This is a genomic window from Pseudonocardia sp. 73-21 (assembly GCF_001899645.1).
GTDB lineage: Bacteria > Actinomycetota > Actinomycetes > Mycobacteriales > Pseudonocardiaceae > Pseudonocardia.
The window spans coordinates 35,733-56,443 of record NZ_MKVV01000110.1; the positions used below are offsets into that span (position 1 = coordinate 35,733).

A 20,711-nucleotide genomic window follows, 5' to 3' on the forward strand; every position below is an offset into this window, starting at 1 on the left:
GGCGGGCGTGCCGGAGCGCCGGCTGCCGCCACCCGTCCTGCGGGTGGGCACGCCGTCGGTGCCCTCGCCGCCTGTGGCGGTGGGCTTCGAGCTCGTCGTTCCGGTTGTCACCTGGTCCTACTCCATCGTCGACGACCGCGCGGGCCCCGGCCGTGTCATCGAGTATGCGTCCCGTCGCTCCGGACGTTCTCCGGAGCCTCACGGTTGCACACCACACGCCGTGTTGCCTTCATCACGCTTCGCGGCCCCACGTCGTGACTGTCTCATTCCGCCGAGCCCGCGCCGCGAGAGCCTAACCATGGTTGTCAAGACGCGTGGCGACCCCAGTACCTGGGCCAGTGCTCCCCGGACAGCCTGGGAGGCACCGGGCCGACCAGCTCGACGAGCCGCTGGACCCGCCGGGTACCGCTGATCCGCAACGCCGCGCCGTCCCCGACGCGGGCCGGCGGGATGCCCGCCCGGGTGGCCGCGGCGATCAGGGACTGGTGGGTCTGCGGGGCGTCCCGGTCGAGCGCGAGGAGGTAGCCGCCGCGCCCGTCGGGCCACCCCGCGGACATGGCCCACAGCCGCAACGCCGGGCCGTCGAGCTGCCATTCCGCGGGTACCGCCTTCACCGTGCCATCGGTCCACGTGCGGGCGAGTCCGACCAGGTCACAGCGGAAGGCGGTGCGGACGGAGACGCCGCCCGACTCGGTGACGACGGGTTGTGCGGCGATGCCGACGGCGGCGCAGGCGGCCACCACGGCGGGCGCGCGGGCCGCGTCCGGGAGGTCGACGGAGAGCCGGGCCTGGTCACCGGCGCCGAAGCGGGTGATCCGGCCCGGGCCGCACAGCAGCCCACCGAGATCGGCGAGCCGGGCCGGACGTGAGTCGGCGGAGAACAGCGAGAGCTGCGACACGGACCGAACCGTAGAACACATGTTCGATCATCGGCTCATCGACTCGCCGAACGGTCGGGAAGTCAGCCCCCGGTGGTCTGCAGCGCCCGGCAGTTGGGGGCCTGCTGCGCGGCCTTGTCGAGCTCGGGGGTGCTCTGCAGGTCGGTGGACGTGTTGGTCAGCGTGGAGAGGTCCTGCAGCGGGGCCAGCGCCTCGGGAAGCGCCGTGGCGACCTGGCTGAGGTCCGAGGTGTTCACGGCGTCGATCTTGGTCTTCGCGGACTGGAACGACGTGCGGGCCTTGCCCAGGGCGTCGGTGATCGTGGTGACGGCCTTGTCGCCGCCCTCCACGGGTGAGGGGCCGGCCCCCTTGATGTCCGTCGTGGCCTTGTCGATCGCGGTGACGGCGGTACCCAGGTAGGTGCTGAGGCCCGTGACGGCCTTCTGCGGGCTGGAGGAGTCGATCGCGGGTGGGGCGGAGACGGTACGCACGAATCCGAGCAGGGACCCGCAGACGCCGTTGATCCACGCCACCGGGTCGCCGGTGGCCGGCGCGGACGGTGCGGCGGACGAGGCGCCGACGGCTGCGGGCGAGCCCGTCACGGTGGTGGAGCACCCCGTCACGAGCATCGCCGTGGCGGCGCCGGCGGCGATCAGGGCGGTGCGGATACTGCGGTGCATGCGTGGCTCCCGGCGGAACGGAGGTGCGGACCGGACGGACCGTACTCGGGCCCCGAAACGACGGAGGCCGCTCACCCGCGCGGGTGAACGGCCTCCGTCGAGCGGATCGGGGCGGTCAGGCGACCGTCGTCTCCGCCGGGGTGTCGGTGATGGAGGTGGACCGACGCTTCGACACGACGACTGCCGCGACGATGATCGCGACGGCGATGAGCGCGATCACGAGCCGGACCGGCGTGTTCGCCGAGGGGCCGACCGAGAACACGACGATGGCCGGCGCGATCAGCACCGAGACCAGGTTCATCACCTTGATCAGCGGGTTGATCGACGGGCCAGCGGTGTCCTTGAACGGGTCGCCGACGGTGTCACCGATGATCGTCGCCTCGTGGGCGGGCGATCCCTTGCCACCGTGGTTGCCGTCCTCGACCAGCTTCTTCGCGTTGTCCCAGGCGCCACCGGAGTTGGCCAGGAAGATGGCCATCAGGGTGCCGGTGGCGATGGCGCCCGCCAGGTAGCCGGCGAGCGGGCCCAGCCCGAGGCCGAAGCCGACGGCGATCGGGGCGAAGACCGCGAGCAGGCCGGGGGTGGCCAGCTCACGGAGCGAGTCGCGGGTGCAGATGTCGACGACGCGGCCGTACTCGGGCTTCTCCGAGTAGTCCATGATCCCGGGGTGCTCGCGGAACTGGCGGCGCACCTCGAAGACGATGGCCCCGGCCGCGCGGGTGACCGCGTTGATGGCCAGGCCCGAGAACATGAACACCACGGACGCACCGATGATCACGCCGACCAGGGTGTTGGGGGAGAAGACCTCGTTGGCGAAGCCCGTGCCGAACTGGCTCGACAGCAGCTTGGTCGGGTCGACCGCCTGACCGGCATCCGTCAGCGCCGTGGTGATGGCGTCGCGGTAAGACCCGAACAGCGCGGTGGCCGCGAGCACCGCCGTGGCGATCGCGATGCCCTTGGTGATGGCCTTCGTGGTGTTCCCGACCGCGTCGAGCTCGGTGAGGATGCCGACGCCGGCGCCCTCGACGTCGCCCGACATCTCGGCGATGCCCTGGGCGTTGTCGGCGACGGGACCGAAGGTGTCCATCGCGACGATGACGCCGACCGTGGTGAGCAGGCCGGTACCGGCCAGCGCCACCGCGAACAGCGACATCGTGATGGAGCCGGTGGCCAGCGCGAACGCGCCGAACACGGCCGCGCTGATGACGAGCGCGGTGTAGACGGCCGACTCGAAACCGATCGAGATGCCCGAGAGGATGACGGTGGCCGCACCGGTGAGCGAGGACCTGCCGACGTCCTGGACGGGCTTGTCCTCGGTGCCGGTGTAGTAGCCGGTGAGCCGCAGGATGGCCGCGGCCAGCACGATGCCGATGATCACCGCGATGGTGGCGATGAGGCGCGGGTCGCTGGAGCCCATGGCCGCGACGACCGATCCGTCGGTCGGGCCGTTCTTGCCCTCCGGGGTGGTGAATCCGGCGAACGTGTTCGGCAGGTAGACGAAAGCCGCGATGGCGCAGAGCACCGCCGAGATGACCGCGGAGATGTAGAAGCTGCGGTTGATCGTCTTGAGGCTGCCCTCGTTCGGGCGGGTGCGGGTGATGTAGACGCCGATCACCGCGGTGATCACCCCGATGGCCGGCACGATCAGCGGGAACAGCAGCCCGTGCAGACCGAACGCGGCACTGCCGAGGATCAGCGCGGCCACGAGCGTGACGGCGTAGGACTCGAAGAGGTCCGCGGCCATGCCGGCGCAGTCACCCACGTTGTCGCCGACGTTGTCGGCGATGGTGGCGGCGTTGCGGGGATCGTCCTCGGGGATGCCCTGCTCGACCTTGCCGACGAGGTCGGCGCCGACGTCCGCGGCCTTGGTGAAGATGCCGCCGCCGACACGCATGAACATCGCGAGCAGGGCGGCACCGAAGCCGAAGCCCTCGAGCACGCGGGGAGCGCCGCCTGCGTAGACGAGCACGACCACCGCGGCGCCGAGCAGGCCCAGGCCGACGGTGAACATGCCGACCACGCCGCCGGTGCGGAAGGCGATGCGGGTGGCCTTCTCGCGGCCGCCGTCGTCGCGCGACGCCGAGGCGACGCGGATGTTGGCGGCGGTGGCCAGGCGCATGCCCAGGCTGCCGATGGTGGCGGAGAAGAGGGCCCCGATGAGGAAGAAGATGGAACGTCCGATGCGCTCACCGATGGTCGACGCGGGGAGCGCGAACAACAGGAGGAACACGATGATGACGAACACACCGAGGGTTCTGAACTGCCGGTTGAGGTAGGCCGTGGCGCCTTCCTGGACCGCTCGGCCGATCTCCTGCATCTTGGAGGTCCCCGGGTCGGCCGCGAGTACCTCCCTGCGCAGGATGAACCCGATGGCCAATGCGACAAGGGCGACCACCGCGACCACGATGACGATCGTGTAGTCGCTCCCGCTGAGCTGCAGAGAGTTCTCCGCGCCCTGGGCGAGTGTGGTGGTGGACAGGGACATCCGTCCTCCTGGATCAAGTCGTTCACTTGGGCCAGGGGCACTCGGACGGCAGCCCTGGCGTCTCGACAAGCCCGTCGCCGCAGGTGAGCGCGGTGCCGGGCGTGTGCAGTGTAGGAGTGTGACGGAGACCTCCCATACGGGGAGGTGGTGTTTGTCACTTGCGTAACGATCTCGTTGCAGATCAGGCGGATCGGTGATCGTCCTGAACTTTCCCGGCCCCCGGTCGTCATACGGGGGGTGACGGCCGCCCCGCACCGCCCGCGCTCGCGCCGCACGGTGGCGGTCGTCGGTGTCGTGCCGGCGCTGACAATCGGCCTCCGCGCCGCTCGGAGCAGCGGCGACGAGGTGGTCCGGGCCGCGGCCCCCATCACGTCGATGCCCACTCCCCGACCCGCTCGGGCCTCGACGCCGGCTCCCAGCACCGCTCCCGCGCTCCGCGCCGGACTCGCCCCGGCGGCCGTCGCGGCCGCGAGAAGGCCGCCGGCGACTCCACCCAGCTCGCCGTGGCCGTGCTCGACCGCGTCGCCGGGGAGAAGGTGGTGGGCGGCCGGGGCGGCGAGTCGTTCTTCACGGCGTCGCTGTCGAAGGTGGTGGTGGCCGTGGACGTGCTGGACCGCAGGCGCCTCGAGGGCCTCGCCGTCACCGACGCGGATCTCGATCTCTTCCGGCGTGCGCTGGGCCGCGGCGACGACAGCGCCATGAACGCCCTGTGGAGCCGCTTCGACGGCGCGGGAGCGGCCGGGCGGGTGAGCAGCCGGCTGGGCCTGACCGGCACGAGCAACCCGCGTGACCCGTCGCAGTGGGGCGCGATGACGGTCTCCGCCGCCGGCACCGCGCGGATCTGGGAGCACGTGCTGGACGAGATGCCCGCCGCCGACCGCGACCTGCTGGTGGCCGACATGGAGGCCGCCCCGCCCCGGGCGGGTGACGGGTTCGACCAGGCCTTCGGGCTGCTGTTCCCGGGCGTCGACGGCGGGGGAGGGCCGGGCGCGGTGGCCAAGCAGGGCTGGATGTGCTGCTTCTCGGGGATCTCCTCCATGCACAGCGCCGGCGCGGTGGGCTCCGACCAGCGGTTCGTGGTGGCGTTGCTGACCGGGGTGCCCCGATCCGGTGGCCGGGAGGCCGCGCGCCGGGAGCTGGACCGCATCGCCGCCGCCGCCGTGGCGCCCCTGGCCTGAGCCGCCGGGCGGTGTGCCAACCTCGGGGGTGTGGGCGACGACGGACGGGGCGAACGGCTGCTGCGCCGGGTGCTCGCCGGCTGCGGGGCCGAGCCCGGCCCCGACTGGTCCGTGTCGGTCGCGGGGGAGTCGTCGCCCGACAGCGCCTCCGGGCTCGACGCCGACGGCCCGTTGCGCCACGCGGTGCGGCTCCCCGCCCGCGCGGGGGTGCCCGCGCAGTGGCCCGGGTGGGTGCCGGACCAGGTGCGGGAGGCGTTCGTCCGCGACGGGGTGAGCTCGCCGTGGAGCCACCAGGCCCAGGCCGCGGAGCTGGCCCACTCCGGAGTGGACGTGGTGGTGGCCACCGGCACGGCGTCGGGCAAGTCGCTGGCCTACCAGCTGCCCGTGCTGGCGGCGTTCACCGCCGATCCACGCGCCACCGCGCTCTACCTCTCGCCGACCAAGGCGCTGGCCGCCGACCAGCTGCGGGCCATCACGTCGTTGGGGCTGCCGGACGTGCGGCCGGCCCCGCTCGACGGCGACACGCCGATGGACGACCGCGACTGGGCCCGCCGCCACGGGCGGCTGCTGTTCAGCAACCCAGACATGCTCCACCGCTCGCTGCTGCCGTGGCATGCGCGCTGGGCGGGGTTCCTGCGCAGGCTCGAGTTCGTGGTGATCGACGAGTGTCACACCTACCGCGGGGTGTTCGGCTCCCACGTGGCGCTGCTGCTGCGCCGGCTCCTGCGGATCTGTGAGCGTTACGGGGCGCATCCCACGGTGGTGCTCGCCTCGGCCACGGTGGCCGATCCCGGACCGTTCGCCGGGCGGCTGACCGGGCGGGAGGTGACCGCCGTGACCGTCGACGGTTCGCCCAGCGCCGGCCGGACCGTGGCCCTGTGGGAGCCCCCGTTGCTGCCCGAGCTGACCGGCGAGAACGGCGCCCCGGTGCGCCGGGCCGCCGGGGCCGAGGCGGCGCGGATGCTCGCCGACCTCGTGCTGGAGGGGGCCCGCACGCTGGCCTTCGTGCGCTCGCGGCGTGGGGCCGAGGTGACGGCGCTCGGCGCCCGGCGCGTGCTGGCCGACGTGGACCCGGACCTGACGCAGCGCGTGGCGGCCTACCGCGGCGGCTACCTCCCCGAGGAGCGCCGGGCCCTGGAGGCGGCGCTGGTGGACGGGCGGCTGCTGGGCGTGGCCACCACGAACGCGCTCGAGCTCGGCGTGGACATCGCCGGCCTCGACGCCGTGGTGGTGGCCGGGTTCCCCGGCACGCGGGCGTCGTTCTGGCAGCAGGCCGGGCGGGCGGGCCGGGCCGCCGACGAAGCGCTGGTGGTGCTGGTGGCCCGCGACGACCCGATGGACACCTATCTCGTGCACCATCCCGGTGCGCTGCTCGGCGCGCCGGTGGAGGGATGCGTGCTCGATCCCGCCAACCCCTACGTGCTGGCGCCGCAGCTGGTGTGTGCGGCCGCCGAGCTCCCGCTCACCGAGCTCGACGTGGACGGGCGCTTCGGCGGCCAGCCGGCCCGCGACGTGCTCGACGAGCTCGTGGCCGACGGGGTACTGCGGCGCAGGCCGGCCGGGTGGTTCTGGCCGTCGACGAGCGATCGGCCCGCGGCGTCGGTGGACATCCGCGGCTCCGGCCTCCGCCAGGTGGCCGTGGTGGAGGGGGCGACCGGGCGGATGCTCGGCACGGTGGACGGCACCTCGGCCCCGGCCACCGCCCACCCGGGCGCGGTGTACCTGCACCGGGGCGAGAGCTACCTGGTGGACGAGCTCGATCTCGACGCCGGGGTGGCGCTGGTGCGCGCCGCCGACCCCGACTGGCGCACCGACGCCCGCAGCACCGCCGACGTGGAGGTGGCCCGGGTGCTCGCCCAGCGTGACCACGGACCGGTGTCGGTGTCGTTCGGCGAGGTGACCGTGACCTCGCAGGTGGTGGCCTACCAGCGGCGCGCCCCCGACGGCACCGTGCTGGAGACGGTGCCGCTGGATCTGCCCGAGCAGACGCTGCGCACCCGCGGCGTCTGGTACGACGTGGACCAGCGCGCGCTCGAGGCCGCGGGTGTGGACCACGACCTCGCGCCCGGCGCCCTGCACGCGGCCGAGCACGCGGCGATCGGGCTGCTTCCGCTCTTCGCGATCTGCGACCGCTGGGACATCGGCGGCATGTCGACCGCCCTGCACCCGCACACCGGACGCCCCACCGTGTTCGTGCACGACGGGCACCCGGGCGGCGCGGGCTTCGCGGAGCGCGGGCACGCCGTGCTCGAGGCCTGGCTGGCGGCCACCCGTGACGCGATCGCCGGATGCGAGTGCCGCTCCGGCTGCCCCTCGTGCGTGCAGTCGCCCAAGTGCGGCAACGGGAACGCGCCGCTGGACAAGGCGGGTGCGCTGCTCGTGCTCGGCGTGGCGCTGGCCGCGCTGGCCGAGCCCGCCACCCACCGGATGCGGCTGGTGGGGTAGGCCGCCACCGGCCGGCCCAGTCGGGGGGCGGGCGGGCCGGTGGCGGCCGTAGTGCGGTGGAACCGGTTGCGGGGTGGGCGTCGGGGGGACGCGCCGGCCCCACCGCAGTCTGGGGAGCGAGTTCGTAGCTCCCCGCCGACCCTGGCCGGCGGGGAGCAGGAACAGTAAGCCCCGGCCCGGCCGACGGATCCAGGTGCTGTCGCCGATCGGTGCGGCTGCCACGACGAGCGCATTCTGGCTGCGCCGAGTCGCCGGACGGACAGGTTGTCGGGCTGCAGGAGCTCCCGACCGACGGATCGGCCCGCCGGTCGGGACGCGCCGACCGCTCGTCGCAGGCACTCCCGCGAATGCGGAGAAGGCGCGACCGCTGCCGTTCCGGGTGCTGTCGGCGCCGGGCGGCCGTCCTGGTCCGTCGGACGGCCGGTGGACGACCGGCATGATCCACGGTGAGCCGGATGGTCCCGCTGTGGTCGCGCGCGGCGATGCCGCGGATGAGGACTCGACGACCGGACCGGCCCGGGCCCGTCCGGACGCGGCGTCGAAGCCGGGCAGCGCGAGCGCGACGGGGGCCGCGACCTCGACGAGCGCATCCCATCCGGAGAGCCGGCACAGCACCGTGCGGGTGCCCATGCCGGCGGCGACGGCGGCGGCCCGTTCGCACGCCGGACCCTCGCCCCGCACCGCGACCTGGGCGGCGGCGAGTGCCGCCAGATCGGCGGCCGCCTCAGCGCGGTGGCGGGCGAGCACCGCGGACCCGATGTGCAGGCCGACGACCAGCACCGCCACGAGCACCGCCACGGCGCCCGTCGCCCAGACCGTGGCCAGGCCGTCGTCCCGGTCCCGTGGCGGATTCATGGCAGGTCCCCGCCCGGTTCCGGGCCCGGCTCCGCGCCCGGTTCGACGGCGGCCACCGCACGGCCGCCGATCCGGAGTGGCAACGGCGACAGGAGCACAGCGGATACCTCGACCGAGACGGTGTCACCGTCGTGGGTGAGGTCGAACCGGGCATCGGCCGGGGCGAGCCGGGCGGCCACGGCCCGGCCGCGTTCCGGTTCGCCCCGGGCCGCGAACCGGGCCAGCTCACGAGCGGCGTCGACGCACCGGAGGGAGTCGGTGACCGCGGCCAGCGCCCCCAGCGCGAGCGCGAGGAAGACGACGAGGGTGCCGAGTGCGAGCGCGGCCTCGACGGTGACGGCCCCGCGGTCCCGGACGTCGGCACCGGCGCCGGGAGGGCGCTCTGCCCCCGGCGCCCTCCCGGCCGTCATCAGAAGGTGGCCGTCAGGGCGCGCTGCACGAGATCGGTGAGCGCGGTGACGACGGAGTCGCCACTGACGACGGCGTAGAGCACCGCGGCGAACGCGGCCGCTGCGATGGTGCCTATCGCGTACTCCACTGTGGACATGCCGTCGTCCTCCGTGGGCCAGAGGAAACAGGGCGGGGCGGTCGGGGACATCGGACTCCTCCTTCGTGGGAGCACGGCGGTGGTCACCACCGTGCGAGGGCCTCGCCCGCCAGGCCGACGACGACCGGGGCGATACCGAGGACCAGGAATGCGGGCAGGAAGCACAGGCCCAGCGGCCCGGTGATGAGGACCGCGGCGCGCTGGGCCCGCTCCTGCGCGGTGTCGATCAGCTCGGCCCGGATGCGGGCGCCCTCGACCCTGGCGACCTGGGCGAGCGCGGAGCCGGTGCCGGCCGAGCGCCCTGCGGCCCGTGCGAACGTGGCGAGGGTGGGGGTGTCGGCCGCGACCCGCCACGCGTCACCGGGATCGGCGCCCAGCTCCAGCAGCCCGGTGACCCGGCGGAGCAGGGTGCCGGTGGCACCGGTCAGCGGTGCGGCCGTGGCCGACAGGGCGGACGCCACCGGCAGGCCCGCCTCGAGGCAGACCGCCAGCAGCTCCCACCGTCCGGCCAGCTCGGCGGCATCAGCCGGACCGGCCGAGCCCGCGGCCGAGCGCCGCATCACCACGACGCCCGCCGCGCCGGCCACCGCCGCGACGACGGCGCCGGCCACCGCACCCGACACGGCGAACGCCAGCGTGCCCAGGCCCGCGGCGCCGACGGCGACCCAGGCGGGCCGCAGCACCGGGGCGGGCGCCCGCGCGACCGGCGGGGGCACGGAGAGCGACCGCAGGCGCAGGCGCCCGGCCGGGGGACCGGTGACGACCAGCGCGGCGGCGAGCAGTGCCGTGGCGGCGGCCGTCGCGCTCATCGGGGCACCGCCGAGCGCAGGATGTGGTCGGTCCACGTACTGCCCGCGGCCGCCAGCGCGACCCCGACCACCAGCAGGACCTGGCCCAGCACCCCACCTCGCAGCACCGCGACCGGATCGGCGCCGAGCATCTGGCCCAGCCCGATCCCGACGACCGGGAGCGCGGTGAGCACCGTGGCAGTGGCCCGGGGCCCGGCCAGCTGCGCGCGGACGGTGTTGCCGAAGCGGAAGCGCCAGCGGATGTCCTCCTGGGCGCCGGCGAGCAGATCGGCCAATGGGACGCCGTGGCGTTCGGCCAGGGCCCAGGCCCCGGCCACCCGCTCGACGTCGGCGGCCACGTCCGGCCGCGCGATGGCGGCCCGGCGCAGCGCGGCCGGCACGTCGTCGCCGAGCTGGGCGGCCGCGGCGGCCGGCGCGAGGATCGCCCGCGCGAGCGGTCCGTCGGCGTCCACGCCCGAGAGCGCGGCCGTCGGGTGGCTACCGGCACGCAGCTCGTCGGTGATGCGGCGCAGGGCGTCGGCGAGCTGCTCGGCCGCGGCGGCAGCGTCCCGCGCCGCCCGGGTGCGGCGGCGCCTGCCCCGGACCACCACGGCCAGCAGCGCGGCCGCTCCCGCGCCCGCCGGGCCGGCGACGAGCAGCCCCACCAGCCCGGCCAGGACGACGGGAGCCGCGGTGCCCGGTGACAGCCTGCGGGTGGTGGCGGCGGCCGGGTGCAGACCGGCGAGCCGGGCGCGGGAGCACGGGCCGGGCGCGCACAGCAGGGCCGCGGCCAGCAGGGCGAGGACCGGCGACGTCACCACGGTGCCCGCACCTCCCGCTCGGCGAGCAGGGCGCCGAACCCGTCGCGCTCGGAGCTCCAGCCCGTTCCGCGGGCCCACACCGGGCGCACGACGACGGTCTCTCCCTCGAGACGCAACGACCCGACGACGTCGAGCACCCGCGCACCCGTGCGGAGCCGCCGCATGTGCAGCACCACCTGGACCGCCGCCGCCAGCTGGCTGTGCAGGGCGGCGCGAGGCAGACCGCCGGACGCGGCGAGGGCCTCCATCCGGGCCGGCACCTCCCGTGCCGAGTTGGCGTGGACGGTGCCGGCGCCACCGTCGTGGCCGGTGTTGAGCGCGGCGAGGAGATCGCAGACCTCGGCGCCGCGGACCTCCCCGACGACGAGCCGGTCGGGTCGCATCCGCAGGGCCTGCCGGACGAGGTCGCGCAGGACGACACCGCCCGCGCCCTCGATGTTGGCGGGCCGCGACACGAGCCGGACCACGTGGGGGTGGCGGGGCCGCAGCTCTTCCGCGTCCTCCACGCAGACGATCCGTTCCGTCGGATCGACGGCGCTCAGCAGCGCCCCGAGGATCGTGGTCTTCCCGGTGCCCGTGCCGCCCGAGACGAGGAACGCGAGCCGCGCGGCCAGCACCGCGCGCAGGACGGCCTCGCCCTCGGTGTCGACCGTGCCCAGCGTGCGCAGCGTCGCGAGGTCGTGGGCGGCGGGCCGCAGGACGCGCAACGACAGGCAGGTGCCGTCGGCCGCCACCGGCGGGAGCACGGCGTGCAGCCGCACGCCGACGTCGGAGAGCCACCCGTCGACGTACGGGCTCGCGTCGTCGAGCCGGCGCCCGGCGGCGAGCGCGAGGCGCTGGGCGAGGCGGCGCACCGCGGCCTCGTCGGGGAAGCGCACGGTGCTGCGTTCCAGGCCGGTGCCGCGGTCGACCCAGACGGCGTCGGGGCCGCAGACGAGCACATCGGTGGTGCGGGGATCGCGCAGGAGCTCGTCGAGCGGGCCGGCGCCGACGAACTCCTGGCGCAGGCTGCGCAGCGCGGCCAGGACGTCGAGGTCGCTGGCGACGCCGCCGGCCTCGGCCCGGACGGCCGCGGCGACCGCCGCCGGGCTGGTGCCGGCGCCGGACGCGGCCAGCCGGGACCGCACGCGGTCGACCAGGGCGGGCCGGGCGTCGAGGATGCTCACGGCGCACTCCCCACCCGGGCACCGGTGACGGTGCGCAGCTCGGCGAGCACGGCCCTGGCGGCGCCGGTGAGCGGGCCACGGGGCCGGCCGGGCGCCGAGCCGCGCTCGAGGGCCCGCTCGATGCCCGGCTCGGGACGCATCGCGACCAGCAGCGGCAGGCCGAGGGCCCGGGCGATCTCCTGCGCCTCCACGCCGCCCGGGGACGGCCCGCGCACCACCAGCCGCACGGCGCCGCCGTGTTCGGCGAGCACCGCCGCGACGCGGGCGGCCGCCGCTGAGGACCGGACGTCGGCCGGGACGACCAGCAGTGTGAGGTCGGCCGCGGTGAGCGCGGCGACCGCCGCGTCGGTGGGGTAGCGGGGCAGGTCGCACACGACGGTGTCGCCGCCGCGGCGACCGGCGTCGAGCACGGAGGTGACCGCGGCCGGCGTGGGGCCGTGGGCCGAGCGGTCGCAGGACAGCACGCCCAGCTCACCCCGGCCCCGCCCGACGTCGGGGGCCGGGAGCGCGGCATGCAGGGCGGTGGCCGGGACCCGGCCGCCGCCGACCCCGATGTCGGGCCAGCGCAGCCCGCCGAGATCCTCCGCTCCGAGCACGAGATCCAGACCGCCACCGAGCGGATCGCAGTCGACGAGCAGCGCCCGGTGGCCCTCCCGCACCGCCGTGACGGCCACGGCCGCGGCGAACACCGACGCGCCCGCACCGCCCCGACCGCCGACGACGGCGACCACCCCACCACCACCGCGGTGGTGCCCTTCGGAGGCCTCGGTGAGCGCGGCGACCAGCCACGACTCGGCGTCGGGGAGTGACACGACGTGTTCGGCACCGACGGCCACCGCGTGGCGCCAGATGTCGGGCGGGGGGGCACCCCGCGCGGCCACCACCACCGCGCCCCGGCGGGGGAGCCCGGCCGTGGCGCAGTGCTGCGCCGCGGGCGCGTCGAGCAGCACCAGCGGGCCGGCCGTCCAGTGCGGACGGGCCTGCGCGGCGTCGAGGACCCGGTGCAGCTCGCAGCCGGCCGCTGCGGCGAGGCGCAGCACGGCGTCGAGCAGATCGGGATCGGACATCATCACGAGCCCGCGCACCGGGGGCCCGCTCGCGTGGCTGTCGTCGGGGTGCACATCCGCCTCCTCCGCGCTCCGGGTGGAGCGACACCGACCAGCGTGCGGCGGTGCGGGGAGGCGTGGTGGAGCGATCGCGAAACTGTGGATGGCCGGGGTGCGATGGGGACAACTCGACGCCGCCGGCCCGCTGTCCACCGGTTCTGTCGGTGCGCTGGGGAAGAATGGACTCCGGGGGTACCCCGGACATAGGACGACCCCCGCCAGGGGGGATTGGCGGGGGTCGTCGTCGGTTCAGCTCCGGGGGGTCGAGCTGAACCACGTCCGGACACTGTCCGAACACGTCAACTGTAGCCGGTCACGAGCCGCAATGCGCGCCCCTGGACGGAGCATCTCTGGCGTGCCGGTCGGCCGTCCGGGGGAGGCGGTGCTCTGGCAAGCTCGCGCGACGTGCCCAGTGCCCCCGGTGAGTCCGTTCCGCCGCCGCCGCTGTCGTCGGCCGCGGCGTTCTTCGACCTCGACAAGACGATCATCGCGGGGTCGAGCGCGCTGGCGTTCAGCCGGCCGTTCCGGCGACGTGGGCTGATCAGCAGACGGGCCGCGCTGCGCAGCGTCTACGCGCAGCTGCTGCTGGTTCTCTCGGGCGCCGACGCCGACACGATGGACCTGCTGCGCCGCCGCATCACGGCGCTGTGCACCGGCTGGGAGGTGGCGCAGATCCGGGCGATCGTCGCCGAGACCCTGCACGAGATCGTCGAGCCGCTCGTCTACGCGGAGGCCACCGCGCTGATCGCGGAGCACCGGGCCGAGGGCGACGAGATCGTCGTGCTGTCCGCGTCGGGGCTCGAGGTGGTGGAACCGATCGCCGCGCTCGTGGGGGCGGACCGGTGCCTGGCGACGCGGATGGGCGTGGCGGACGGCCGCTACACCGGGGTGATCGAGTACTACTGCTACGGCGATGAGAAGGCGGCCGCGGCCCGGGAGATCGCCGCCGAGCGCGGCTACCGGCTCGCGGACTGCCGCGCCTACTCCGACTCGATCACCGACCTGCCGCTGCTGGAGGCGGTCGGGCACCCGACGGCCGTCAACCCGGACCGGGCCCTGCGCCGCGAGGCGGTCGGCCGCGGCTGGCCGATCCTGACCTTCGCCGATCCGGTGGCGCTGCGGTCCCGGTTCCGACCGTCCGGCGCAACGATGGCCGTCGCCGGGGGCGCGGCCGCGGCCCTGGTGGGCGCGGGCTGGTTCGGCCATCGCCTGCTCACGCGGCCGTAGTCGACCTGTGCGTGACCGCCCAGGCGGTGATCGACACGCTGCGTGCCTGAACCGGTGCACCGCCGTCGGCCCTTGATGTGGCCCCGGTCACCGACTACAAACGGACCCACGAACTCCTGGACGGCCAGGGGCGGTGCGGCAGAGAAGCACCCGTCCTCCCCGGTCAGGGCTTCGTACGCGAAGGACGGGCACTCCACGCACAGCACGCCGCGGGAGGCATGTCGTCGTGGGGCCTGCGTACCGGGATGCCGGGCGCCGAGGCCACCGACCACGACACGTAGTGCACGCTGGATCCCGGTCGTCGCGTCGGCGGGCGGTGCTCCCTCACGGGGGCGCCGCCCGTCTTTCACGTGCGGGCCTCCGCGATCGACAGGCCTTCGGTGGCCCCGGCCTCCCACTGCGCGCAGCAGTGCACGATCCAGGTGGCGAGTCCGTCGGTGGTGCCCGCGGCGAAGCCCGCGGCCGCGGTGCGGTACTCCTGGGCCCGACGCAGGTGCCCGACCTCGGGCACCGCGAGGCCCTTGGGGTCCAGGCCGACGGCGACGGCGGTCAGCCGGGCGGCGGCCCGGGCCACCACGCCGTTGGCGGACGGGAACGGGGCGAGGGCCAGCAGCTCGCCGTGCACCACCGCCACCAGCACCGGTGCCGGCACCGTCGTCGCGCCCGTCACCAGGTCGGCGAGCAGCGACAGCCGGGCCGACACGCCCGCGCTGTTCGCGGGGCGGCCCAGCTCGGCGTCCCGGCGCTCGCCGGGCACGAGATCCGACGCGGCGACGACATGCAGCCGGGCGAGGGCCTGCAGGGGCGAGGTGCGCCAGACCCCGAGCATGCGGCCCGACTCCTCGGCGACCCGCACCGCGCCGGCGAGCACCGGGTCGGTCACGGTTGTCTCGTCGTCGTCCGGCCCGGTCCGGGCCGGTTCGATCGGGGCCCCGTCCAGCGCCGCCGACGCCCTGGCCGCCCGCAGGCTCGCCTCGGCGGCCGTGGCCGCCCAGCCCCGCCGGTTGACGGCGTGGTTGTGGACGGCGACGAGCGCGTCGCGGGCGCGGGCGACCGCGTCGGCCACCCCGGGCAGTCCGACCAGCGGGGCGAGCGGATCGGAGACGGACCTCAGCGCCATCCGACCATCGTCTCAGCCCGGCACCGGGCATCCGCGGGCGGTTCGGCGAAATGTCGTTTTCCACTATTTGTCGACGAATGTCGGGCATGGTGGATAAGCGAGCAATGCGGGTGACACTGGTCACGAACCCATCGCTCGTGTGGGTGACGCGAATCGCAATTCGAGTGGAACAGCTCCTAGCTTGCTCGCCGAGTCACGTACCGGCAGAGCGGCCGGGACGGATGCCGTCGAGGCCCTCCCACCCGCTCGGACGGTCCGGTCGGCACCGTGTCGCACCAGGTCAGCGTGGCTGTGGAGGGTAAAGCGCATGTCCAGCTCGGTCGAGGATCGTCAACATGGTGCCCACTTCGTCGAGGAGCCGTTGGAGCAGCGGGCGGTCAGTCCCGCGGACCACGTCGCTGACCCGGGACCCCTCGGGCTCGCCGCCTTCGCCACCACCACGTTCGTGTTGAGCGCGTTCAACGCGGGTATCGTGCCGAAGACGCTGGAAGCGGTCGTGCTGCCGCTCGCGCTGTTCTACGGCGGGACGGCCCAGCTGCTCGCCGGCATGTGGGAATTCAAGAAGGCCAACACGTTCGGGGCCGTGGCGTTCACCTCCTACGGTGCCTTCTGGCTGTCCTTCGCGGCCTACGTGAAGTTCATTGCGCCGGGACTGCCCGCGGCCGGTGCCGGTACGGCCACGGGGCTCTTCCTGCTCGCGTGGACGATCTTCACCGCGTACATGACCGTCGCCTCGCTGCGGACGACCGGCGCGATCGCCGCCGTGTTCGTGGTGCTGCTCGCGACGCTCATCCTGCTCGTGTTCGGCACCCTGGGCGGCTCCGCCGGCGCGGGTCAGATCGGCGGGTACCTCGGACTCGTCACGGCCTTCCTGGCCTGGTACGCCTCCGCGGCGGGCGTGGTCAACGCGACGTGGAAGCGCTCCGTGCTCCCCGTCATGCCGCTGAGCTAGCACGGTTCGCCCGTCCGGGCCGACGACCCTGCCCGTACTGACGGTGCGCTCGGGGTCGTCGGCCACTAGCGTTCGACCACGACGAAAGCCACCGGTCGAGGCCGTCCGGTGTGCAGTGCAGCACCAGGAGGGCACGAAGAGATGGCAGAGTCCGGAGCGACGCTGAGCAACCTGTCCACCGAGAGCCGGAGCTTCCCACCGAGTGAGGAGTTCGCGGGGCAGGCCAACGCCACCGCCGAGTGGTACGACCGGGCCGACGCCGATCGCGAGGCCTTCTGGGCCGAGCAGGCCGATCGGCTGAGCTGGGCGACGAAGTGGGACACCGTCCTCGACTGGCAGCCCCCGTTCGCGAAGTGGTTCGTCGGCGGCACGCTCAACGTCGCCTACAACTGCGTCGACCGGCACGTCGAGGCCGGCAACGGCGACCGCGTGGCCTTCCACTGGGAGGGCGAGCCGGGCGACACCCGCACCATCACCTACTCCGACCTCAAGGACGAGGTCAGCCGGGCGGCCAACGCGCTCACCGAGCTCGGTGTGGGCAAGGGCGACCGGGTGGCCATCCAGCTCCCGATGATCCCCGAGGCCGTCATCTCCATGCTGGCCTGCGCCCGTCTCGGCGCCATGCACAGCGTGGTGTTCGGCGGGTTCTCGCCGGGCGCGCTCAAGGCCCGCATCGAGGACGCCGAGTGCAAGCTGCTCATCACCTCCGACGGGCAGTTCCGTCGCGGCAAGCCGGCCGCGATGAAGGAGAACACCGACGAGGCGGTCAAGGAGACCCCGTCGATCGAGCACGTACTCGTGGTCAAGCGCACCGAGACCGAGGTGCCCTGGACCGAGGGCCGCGACGTCTGGTGGCACGACGTGGTCGGCAAGCAGTCGGCCGAGCACACCCCCGAGGCGTTCGACGCCGAACACCCGCTGTTCATCCTCTACACCTCGGGCACCACGGGGAAGCCGAAGGGCATCCTGCACACCTCCGGCGGCTACCTCACGCAGACGGCGTACACCCACAACGTGGTGTTCGACCACAAGCCGGGCGAGAGCGTCTACTGGTGCACCGCCGACATCGGCTGGGTCACCGGCCACAGCTACATCGTCTACGGGCCGCTGGCCAACGGCGCCACGTCGGTGATGTACGAGGGCACGCCCAACACCCCGCACGAGGGTCGGCACTGGGAGATCATCCAGAAGTACGGCGTCACCATCTACTACACGGCGCCCACGCTGATCCGCACCTTCATGAAGTGGGGCAAGGAGATCCCGGAGAGGTACGACCTCTCCTCCCTCAAGGTGCTCGGCAGCGTCGGTGAGCCGATCAACCCCGAGGCCTGGATGTGGTACCGGGAGAACATCGGGCACAACAACTGCCCGATCGTCGACACCTGGTGGCAGACCGAGACCGGCGCGATCATGATCGCGCCGCTGCCGGGCGTCACGGCCAGCAAGCCGGGCTCGGCGATGCGCACGATCCCCGGCATCAGTGCCGAGATCGTCACGGAGGAGGCCACGCCGGTCGGCCCCGGTGGAGGTGGCTACCTGGTGCTCGACAAGCCGTGGCCGTCGATGCTGCGCGGCATCTGGGGCGACGAGGAGCGCTACCGCGAGACCTACTGGTCGCGTTTTGCCGACCAGGGCTACTACTTCGCGGGCGACGGTGCGAAGTACGACGACGACGGTGCGATCTGGCTGCTCGGCCGCGTCGACGACGTCATGAACGTCTCCGGGCACCGCATCTCCACCACCGAGGTGGAGTCGGCGCTGGTCAGCCACCCGACGGTGGCCGAGGCCGCGGTCGTCGGGGCCGCGGACGAGACGACGGGTCAGGGCATCGTCGCGTTCGTCATCCTGCGCGGAAGTGCCGCCAAGGACGGCGGCGAGGCGGCCATCACGGCGCTGCGCGACCACGTGTCCAAGGAGATCGGGCCGATCGCCAAGCCGAAGAAGATCCTGGTCGTCGAGGAGCTGCCGAAGACCCGCTCCGGCAAGATCATGCGCCGGCTCCTGAAGGACATCGCGGAGAACCGTGAGGTCGGTGACGTCTCGACGCTGGCCGACTCCACGGTGATGGACCTGATCTCCTCGGGGGTCAGGGACAGCAGCAAGTCGGAGGACTGATCACCGCTCCCTCGGGCATGCTCTACGCATGGCCGAGGGCGATCTTCACGTACGGGGACCGCTGGTGCTGCCCGCGAGCGAGCTGCACTGGCGGTTCTCGCGCGCGTCGGGGCCCGGTGGCCAGGGTGTGAACACCACCGACTCGCGGGTGGAGCTGTCGTTCGACCTGCTCCGCTCGCCGTCGGTGCCCGAGGACCTGCGCGAACGCGCGCTGGCCAGGCTCGCCCCCCGCCTCGTCGACGGCGTCCTGACGATCACCGGGCAGGAGTTCCGCAGCCAGCTCCGCAACCGCGACGCCGTGCGCGAGCGCCTCGCCGAGACGTTGCGCGGGGCCACGGCCCCCGAGCCGCCGAAGCGCCGCCCCACCAAGCCGTCCAAGAACGCGAGGCGCCGACGGGTGGACGCCAAGACCCGCCGCGGGGCGATCAAGAAGCTGCGCGGCCGCCCGGACGAGTGAGATGTCCGTTAGGGTCGTGTGAAGGTGCGCCGGGAAGTCTGGTCGGCAATGTCATCGCCGTACCCACCTCCGCCCGGAGCCGCCCGTGATCGCACGTCACCTCATCGCCACCTCGGGTGAGTTCGCCCGCTACCTCCGTACCGAGACCGTCGGTGGCGTCGTCCTGCTCGTGGCGGCCGCGATCGCGGTGCTGTGGGCCAACTCGCCCTTCGCCGACGCCTACCGGATCATGCGCGAGACCGTGGTGGGCCCGGCGGCGCTGCACCTGGACCTGACGCTCGCGCAGTGGGCCACCGACGGGGTGCTGGCGGTCTTCTTCCTCGTGGTGGGGCTGGAGCTCAAGCGCGAGCTCGTCACCGGGGAGCTGTCCTCCGCGCGCCAGGCGCTGCTCCCGGTGGCGGCCGCGCTCGGCGGGATGATCGTGCCGGCGGGGCTCGCGCTGCTGGTCGGGGGCGGTGCGCCCGGCATGGAGCAGGCCTGGGCCATCCCCGTGGCCACCGACATCGCGTTCGCCCTCGGCGTCCTCGCCCTGGCCGGCTCGGCGTTGCCCGTCACCGCGCGGGTGTTCCTGCTCGGGCTGGCGGTGGCCGACGACCTGGGGGCGATCGCCGTCATCGCCATCGTCTTCAGCAGTGGGCTGAACCTGCTCGCGCTCGGCGTCGCCGCGGCGGGCGCGCTCCTGTACTGGTGGCTGCAGCGCCGGCGCGTCCGGGCCTGGTGGATCTACGTGCCCCTGGGCGTCGCGGTCTGGATCGCCGTGCACGACGCGGGCATCCACGCCACCGTCGCCGGGGTGCTGCTCGGTCTGCTCACCCGCGTCCGCCCGGACGACGACGAGCGGTTCGCCCCCGCGCTGCGCCTGGAGCACCGGCTGCAGCCCTGGTCGGCCGGGGTGTGCGTGCCGGTGTTCGCGCTGTTCGCCGCGGGCGTGCCGGTGGGGCCGTCGGCGCTGCGGGAGGTGGTCGGCAACCCGGTGCCCCTGGCGGTGATCGTCGGGCTGCTGGTGGGCAAGGTCGTGGGCATCCTCGGGGCGTCCTGGCTCGCGATCCGGCTGACGCCCGCCTGCCGGCCCAGGGGGTTGGGCTGGCGGGACATGGCGGCCGTGTCGATGCTCGGCGGCGTCGGGTTCACCGTGAGCCTGCTCATCGCGGAGCTGTCGCTGACCGGTTCGGTCCTGGACGCCGCGAAGGCGGCGGTGCTCATCGCGTCGGCGGTGGCGTCACTGCTCGGGGCGGCGATGCTCGTGCGGCGGGGCCGGGTGCACGCGGCGCTGGCCGACGACCACACGTCCGGTGGAGAACCCGGGCGCGCCGCCGCCTGACCGGGCGTCCGCTGGACGGCCGTGGAAGGATGCGTAGCGATCACCTGAGCAGCGAGAAGGAGGACCACTGTGGCCACCCCGACCAGCGCAGGCGGCGCGGAGGTCCCTCCGGTGCTGCCCTCGATCCCGCTCTCCAAGGAGCCGGTCACCCCCGTGGGCGAGCAGTCCATCGGAGGCCTCGTCAAGGAGGCCACCGCGCACGTCTCCACGCTCGTGCGCGCGGAGGTCGAGCTCGCCCGCGCCGAGGTCACCGCCGAGGTCAAGAAGGGGCTGCAGGGCAGCATCTTCTTCATCGTCGCGCTCGTGATCGCGCTGTTCAGCCTGTTCTACCTGTTCTTCACGATCGCCGAGGTGATCGCCATCTGGCTGCCACGATCGGCGGCGTTCGGCATCACGTTCGCCCTGATGCTCCTGGTGGCGGGCCTGTTCGGGTTCCTCGGCTACCTGCGGGTGCGCAAGATCCGCAAGCCCGAGCGCACCATCTCCAGCCTCAAGGACTCCGCGCAGGTGCTGTCGCAGCGCGGCCGTGGGGCCACCTCACCCGACCTGAACGGCCACAGCCTCAACTGA

General features: G+C 74.0%; 18 protein-coding genes and 1 pseudogene. 8 read left to right on the forward strand and 11 right to left on the reverse strand.

Annotated features, from left to right (window positions below):
• Positions 1-305: 305 nt before the first annotated feature.
• The 3 genes from BGP03_RS34625 to BGP03_RS34635 form a co-directional block, all read right to left on the reverse strand.
• Positions 306-899, reverse strand: coding sequence for a hypothetical protein (locus tag BGP03_RS34625; protein WP_296376635.1), 594 nt, complete (start codon positions 897-899; stop codon positions 306-308).
• Positions 900-961: 62 nt separating this feature from the next.
• Positions 962-1,558, reverse strand: coding sequence for a hypothetical protein (locus BGP03_RS34630; RefSeq protein WP_298799190.1), 597 nt, complete (start codon positions 1,556-1,558; stop codon positions 962-964).
• Between the two features lie 115 nt (positions 1,559-1,673).
• Entirely contained in the window at positions 1,674-4,037 is a 2,364-nt protein-coding gene (locus BGP03_RS34635) for a sodium-translocating pyrophosphatase (protein WP_296376689.1), read from the reverse strand.
• Between the two features lie 509 nt (positions 4,038-4,546).
• Between BGP03_RS34635 and BGP03_RS34640 the strand changes: the two genes are divergently transcribed.
• Together BGP03_RS34640 and BGP03_RS34645 are read left to right on the forward strand one after the other, a co-directional pair.
• Entirely contained in the window at positions 4,547-5,221 is a 675-nt protein-coding gene (locus tag BGP03_RS34640; protein WP_298799191.1) for a hypothetical protein, read from the forward strand.
• Between the two features lie 30 nt (positions 5,222-5,251).
• Positions 5,252-7,666, forward strand: a complete 2,415-nt coding sequence (locus BGP03_RS34645; RefSeq protein ID WP_298799192.1) for a DEAD/DEAH box helicase — start codon at positions 5,252-5,254, stop codon at positions 7,664-7,666.
• 519 nt (positions 7,667-8,185) lie between these two features.
• On the opposite strand, the pseudogene BGP03_RS34650 reads toward BGP03_RS34645, so the two are convergent.
• From BGP03_RS34650 to ssd, 7 genes and pseudogenes are all read right to left on the reverse strand, one after another.
• A pseudogene (locus tag BGP03_RS34650) lies at positions 8,186-8,521 on the reverse strand (Rv3654c family TadE-like protein); the annotation flags it as partial.
• Positions 8,518-8,931 (reverse strand): TadE family type IV pilus minor pilin, encoded by a 414-nt coding sequence (locus tag BGP03_RS34655; RefSeq protein WP_296376645.1) that lies wholly within the window; start codon positions 8,929-8,931, stop codon positions 8,518-8,520. The pseudogene BGP03_RS34650 and the gene BGP03_RS34655, both read right to left, overlap by 4 nt.
• On the reverse strand, positions 8,931-9,119 hold the full coding sequence (locus BGP03_RS34660; RefSeq protein WP_296376647.1) for a DUF4244 domain-containing protein: 189 nt from the start codon (positions 9,117-9,119) through the stop codon (positions 8,931-8,933). Before BGP03_RS34660 ends, BGP03_RS34655 begins: the two co-directional genes overlap by 1 nt.
• Positions 9,120-9,151: 32 nt before the next feature.
• Positions 9,152-9,877: a type II secretion system F family protein gene (locus tag BGP03_RS34665; protein WP_296376649.1), complete on the reverse strand. Its 726-nt coding sequence runs from the start codon at positions 9,875-9,877 to the stop codon at positions 9,152-9,154.
• Entirely contained in the window at positions 9,874-10,674 is an 801-nt protein-coding gene (locus tag BGP03_RS34670) for a secretion system protein (RefSeq protein WP_296376651.1), read from the reverse strand. Before BGP03_RS34670 ends, BGP03_RS34665 begins: the two co-directional genes overlap by 4 nt.
• Entirely contained in the window at positions 10,671-11,843 is a 1,173-nt protein-coding gene (locus BGP03_RS34675; protein WP_296376653.1) for a TadA family conjugal transfer-associated ATPase, read from the reverse strand. Before BGP03_RS34675 ends, BGP03_RS34670 begins: the two co-directional genes overlap by 4 nt.
• Complete coding sequence (ssd, locus tag BGP03_RS34680) at positions 11,840-12,964, reverse strand: septum site-determining protein Ssd (protein WP_296376656.1); 1,125 nt, start codon at positions 12,962-12,964, stop codon at positions 11,840-11,842. Before ssd ends, BGP03_RS34675 begins: the two co-directional genes overlap by 4 nt.
• Positions 12,965-13,354: 390 nt before the next feature.
• On the opposite strand from ssd, the gene BGP03_RS34685 reads away from it, so the two are divergent.
• Positions 13,355-14,176, forward strand: coding sequence for an HAD family hydrolase (locus BGP03_RS34685; RefSeq protein WP_296376658.1), 822 nt, complete (start codon positions 13,355-13,357; stop codon positions 14,174-14,176).
• A gap of 346 nt (positions 14,177-14,522) precedes the next feature.
• Here the strand turns inward: BGP03_RS34685 and BGP03_RS34690 are convergent, their stop codons facing one another.
• A complete protein-coding gene (locus tag BGP03_RS34690) occupies positions 14,523-15,296 on the reverse strand; it encodes an oxidoreductase (RefSeq protein WP_298799194.1) in 774 nt (257 codons plus the stop codon).
• A gap of 307 nt (positions 15,297-15,603) precedes the next feature.
• Here BGP03_RS34690 and BGP03_RS34695 point away from each other — a divergent pair, with 307 nt between their 5' ends.
• From BGP03_RS34695 to BGP03_RS34715, 5 genes are all read left to right on the forward strand, one after another.
• Positions 15,604-16,248, forward strand: coding sequence for an acetate uptake transporter (locus tag BGP03_RS34695; RefSeq protein ID WP_298799195.1), 645 nt, complete (start codon positions 15,604-15,606; stop codon positions 16,246-16,248).
• Positions 16,249-16,389: 141 nt separating this feature from the next.
• Positions 16,390-18,363, forward strand: coding sequence for an acetate--CoA ligase (acs, locus tag BGP03_RS34700; protein ID WP_296376664.1), 1,974 nt, complete (start codon positions 16,390-16,392; stop codon positions 18,361-18,363).
• Positions 18,364-18,391: 28 nt separating this feature from the next.
• On the forward strand, positions 18,392-18,820 hold the full coding sequence (arfB, locus tag BGP03_RS34705; protein WP_296376666.1) for an alternative ribosome rescue aminoacyl-tRNA hydrolase ArfB: 429 nt from the start codon (positions 18,392-18,394) through the stop codon (positions 18,818-18,820).
• An 85-nt stretch (positions 18,821-18,905) separates the two neighbouring features.
• Positions 18,906-20,141, forward strand: coding sequence for a Na+/H+ antiporter NhaA (gene nhaA, locus BGP03_RS34710; RefSeq protein WP_298799196.1), 1,236 nt, complete (start codon positions 18,906-18,908; stop codon positions 20,139-20,141).
• A 69-nt stretch (positions 20,142-20,210) separates the two neighbouring features.
• Positions 20,211-20,711 (forward strand): phage holin family protein, encoded by a 501-nt coding sequence (locus BGP03_RS34715; protein ID WP_296376669.1) that lies wholly within the window; start codon positions 20,211-20,213, stop codon positions 20,709-20,711.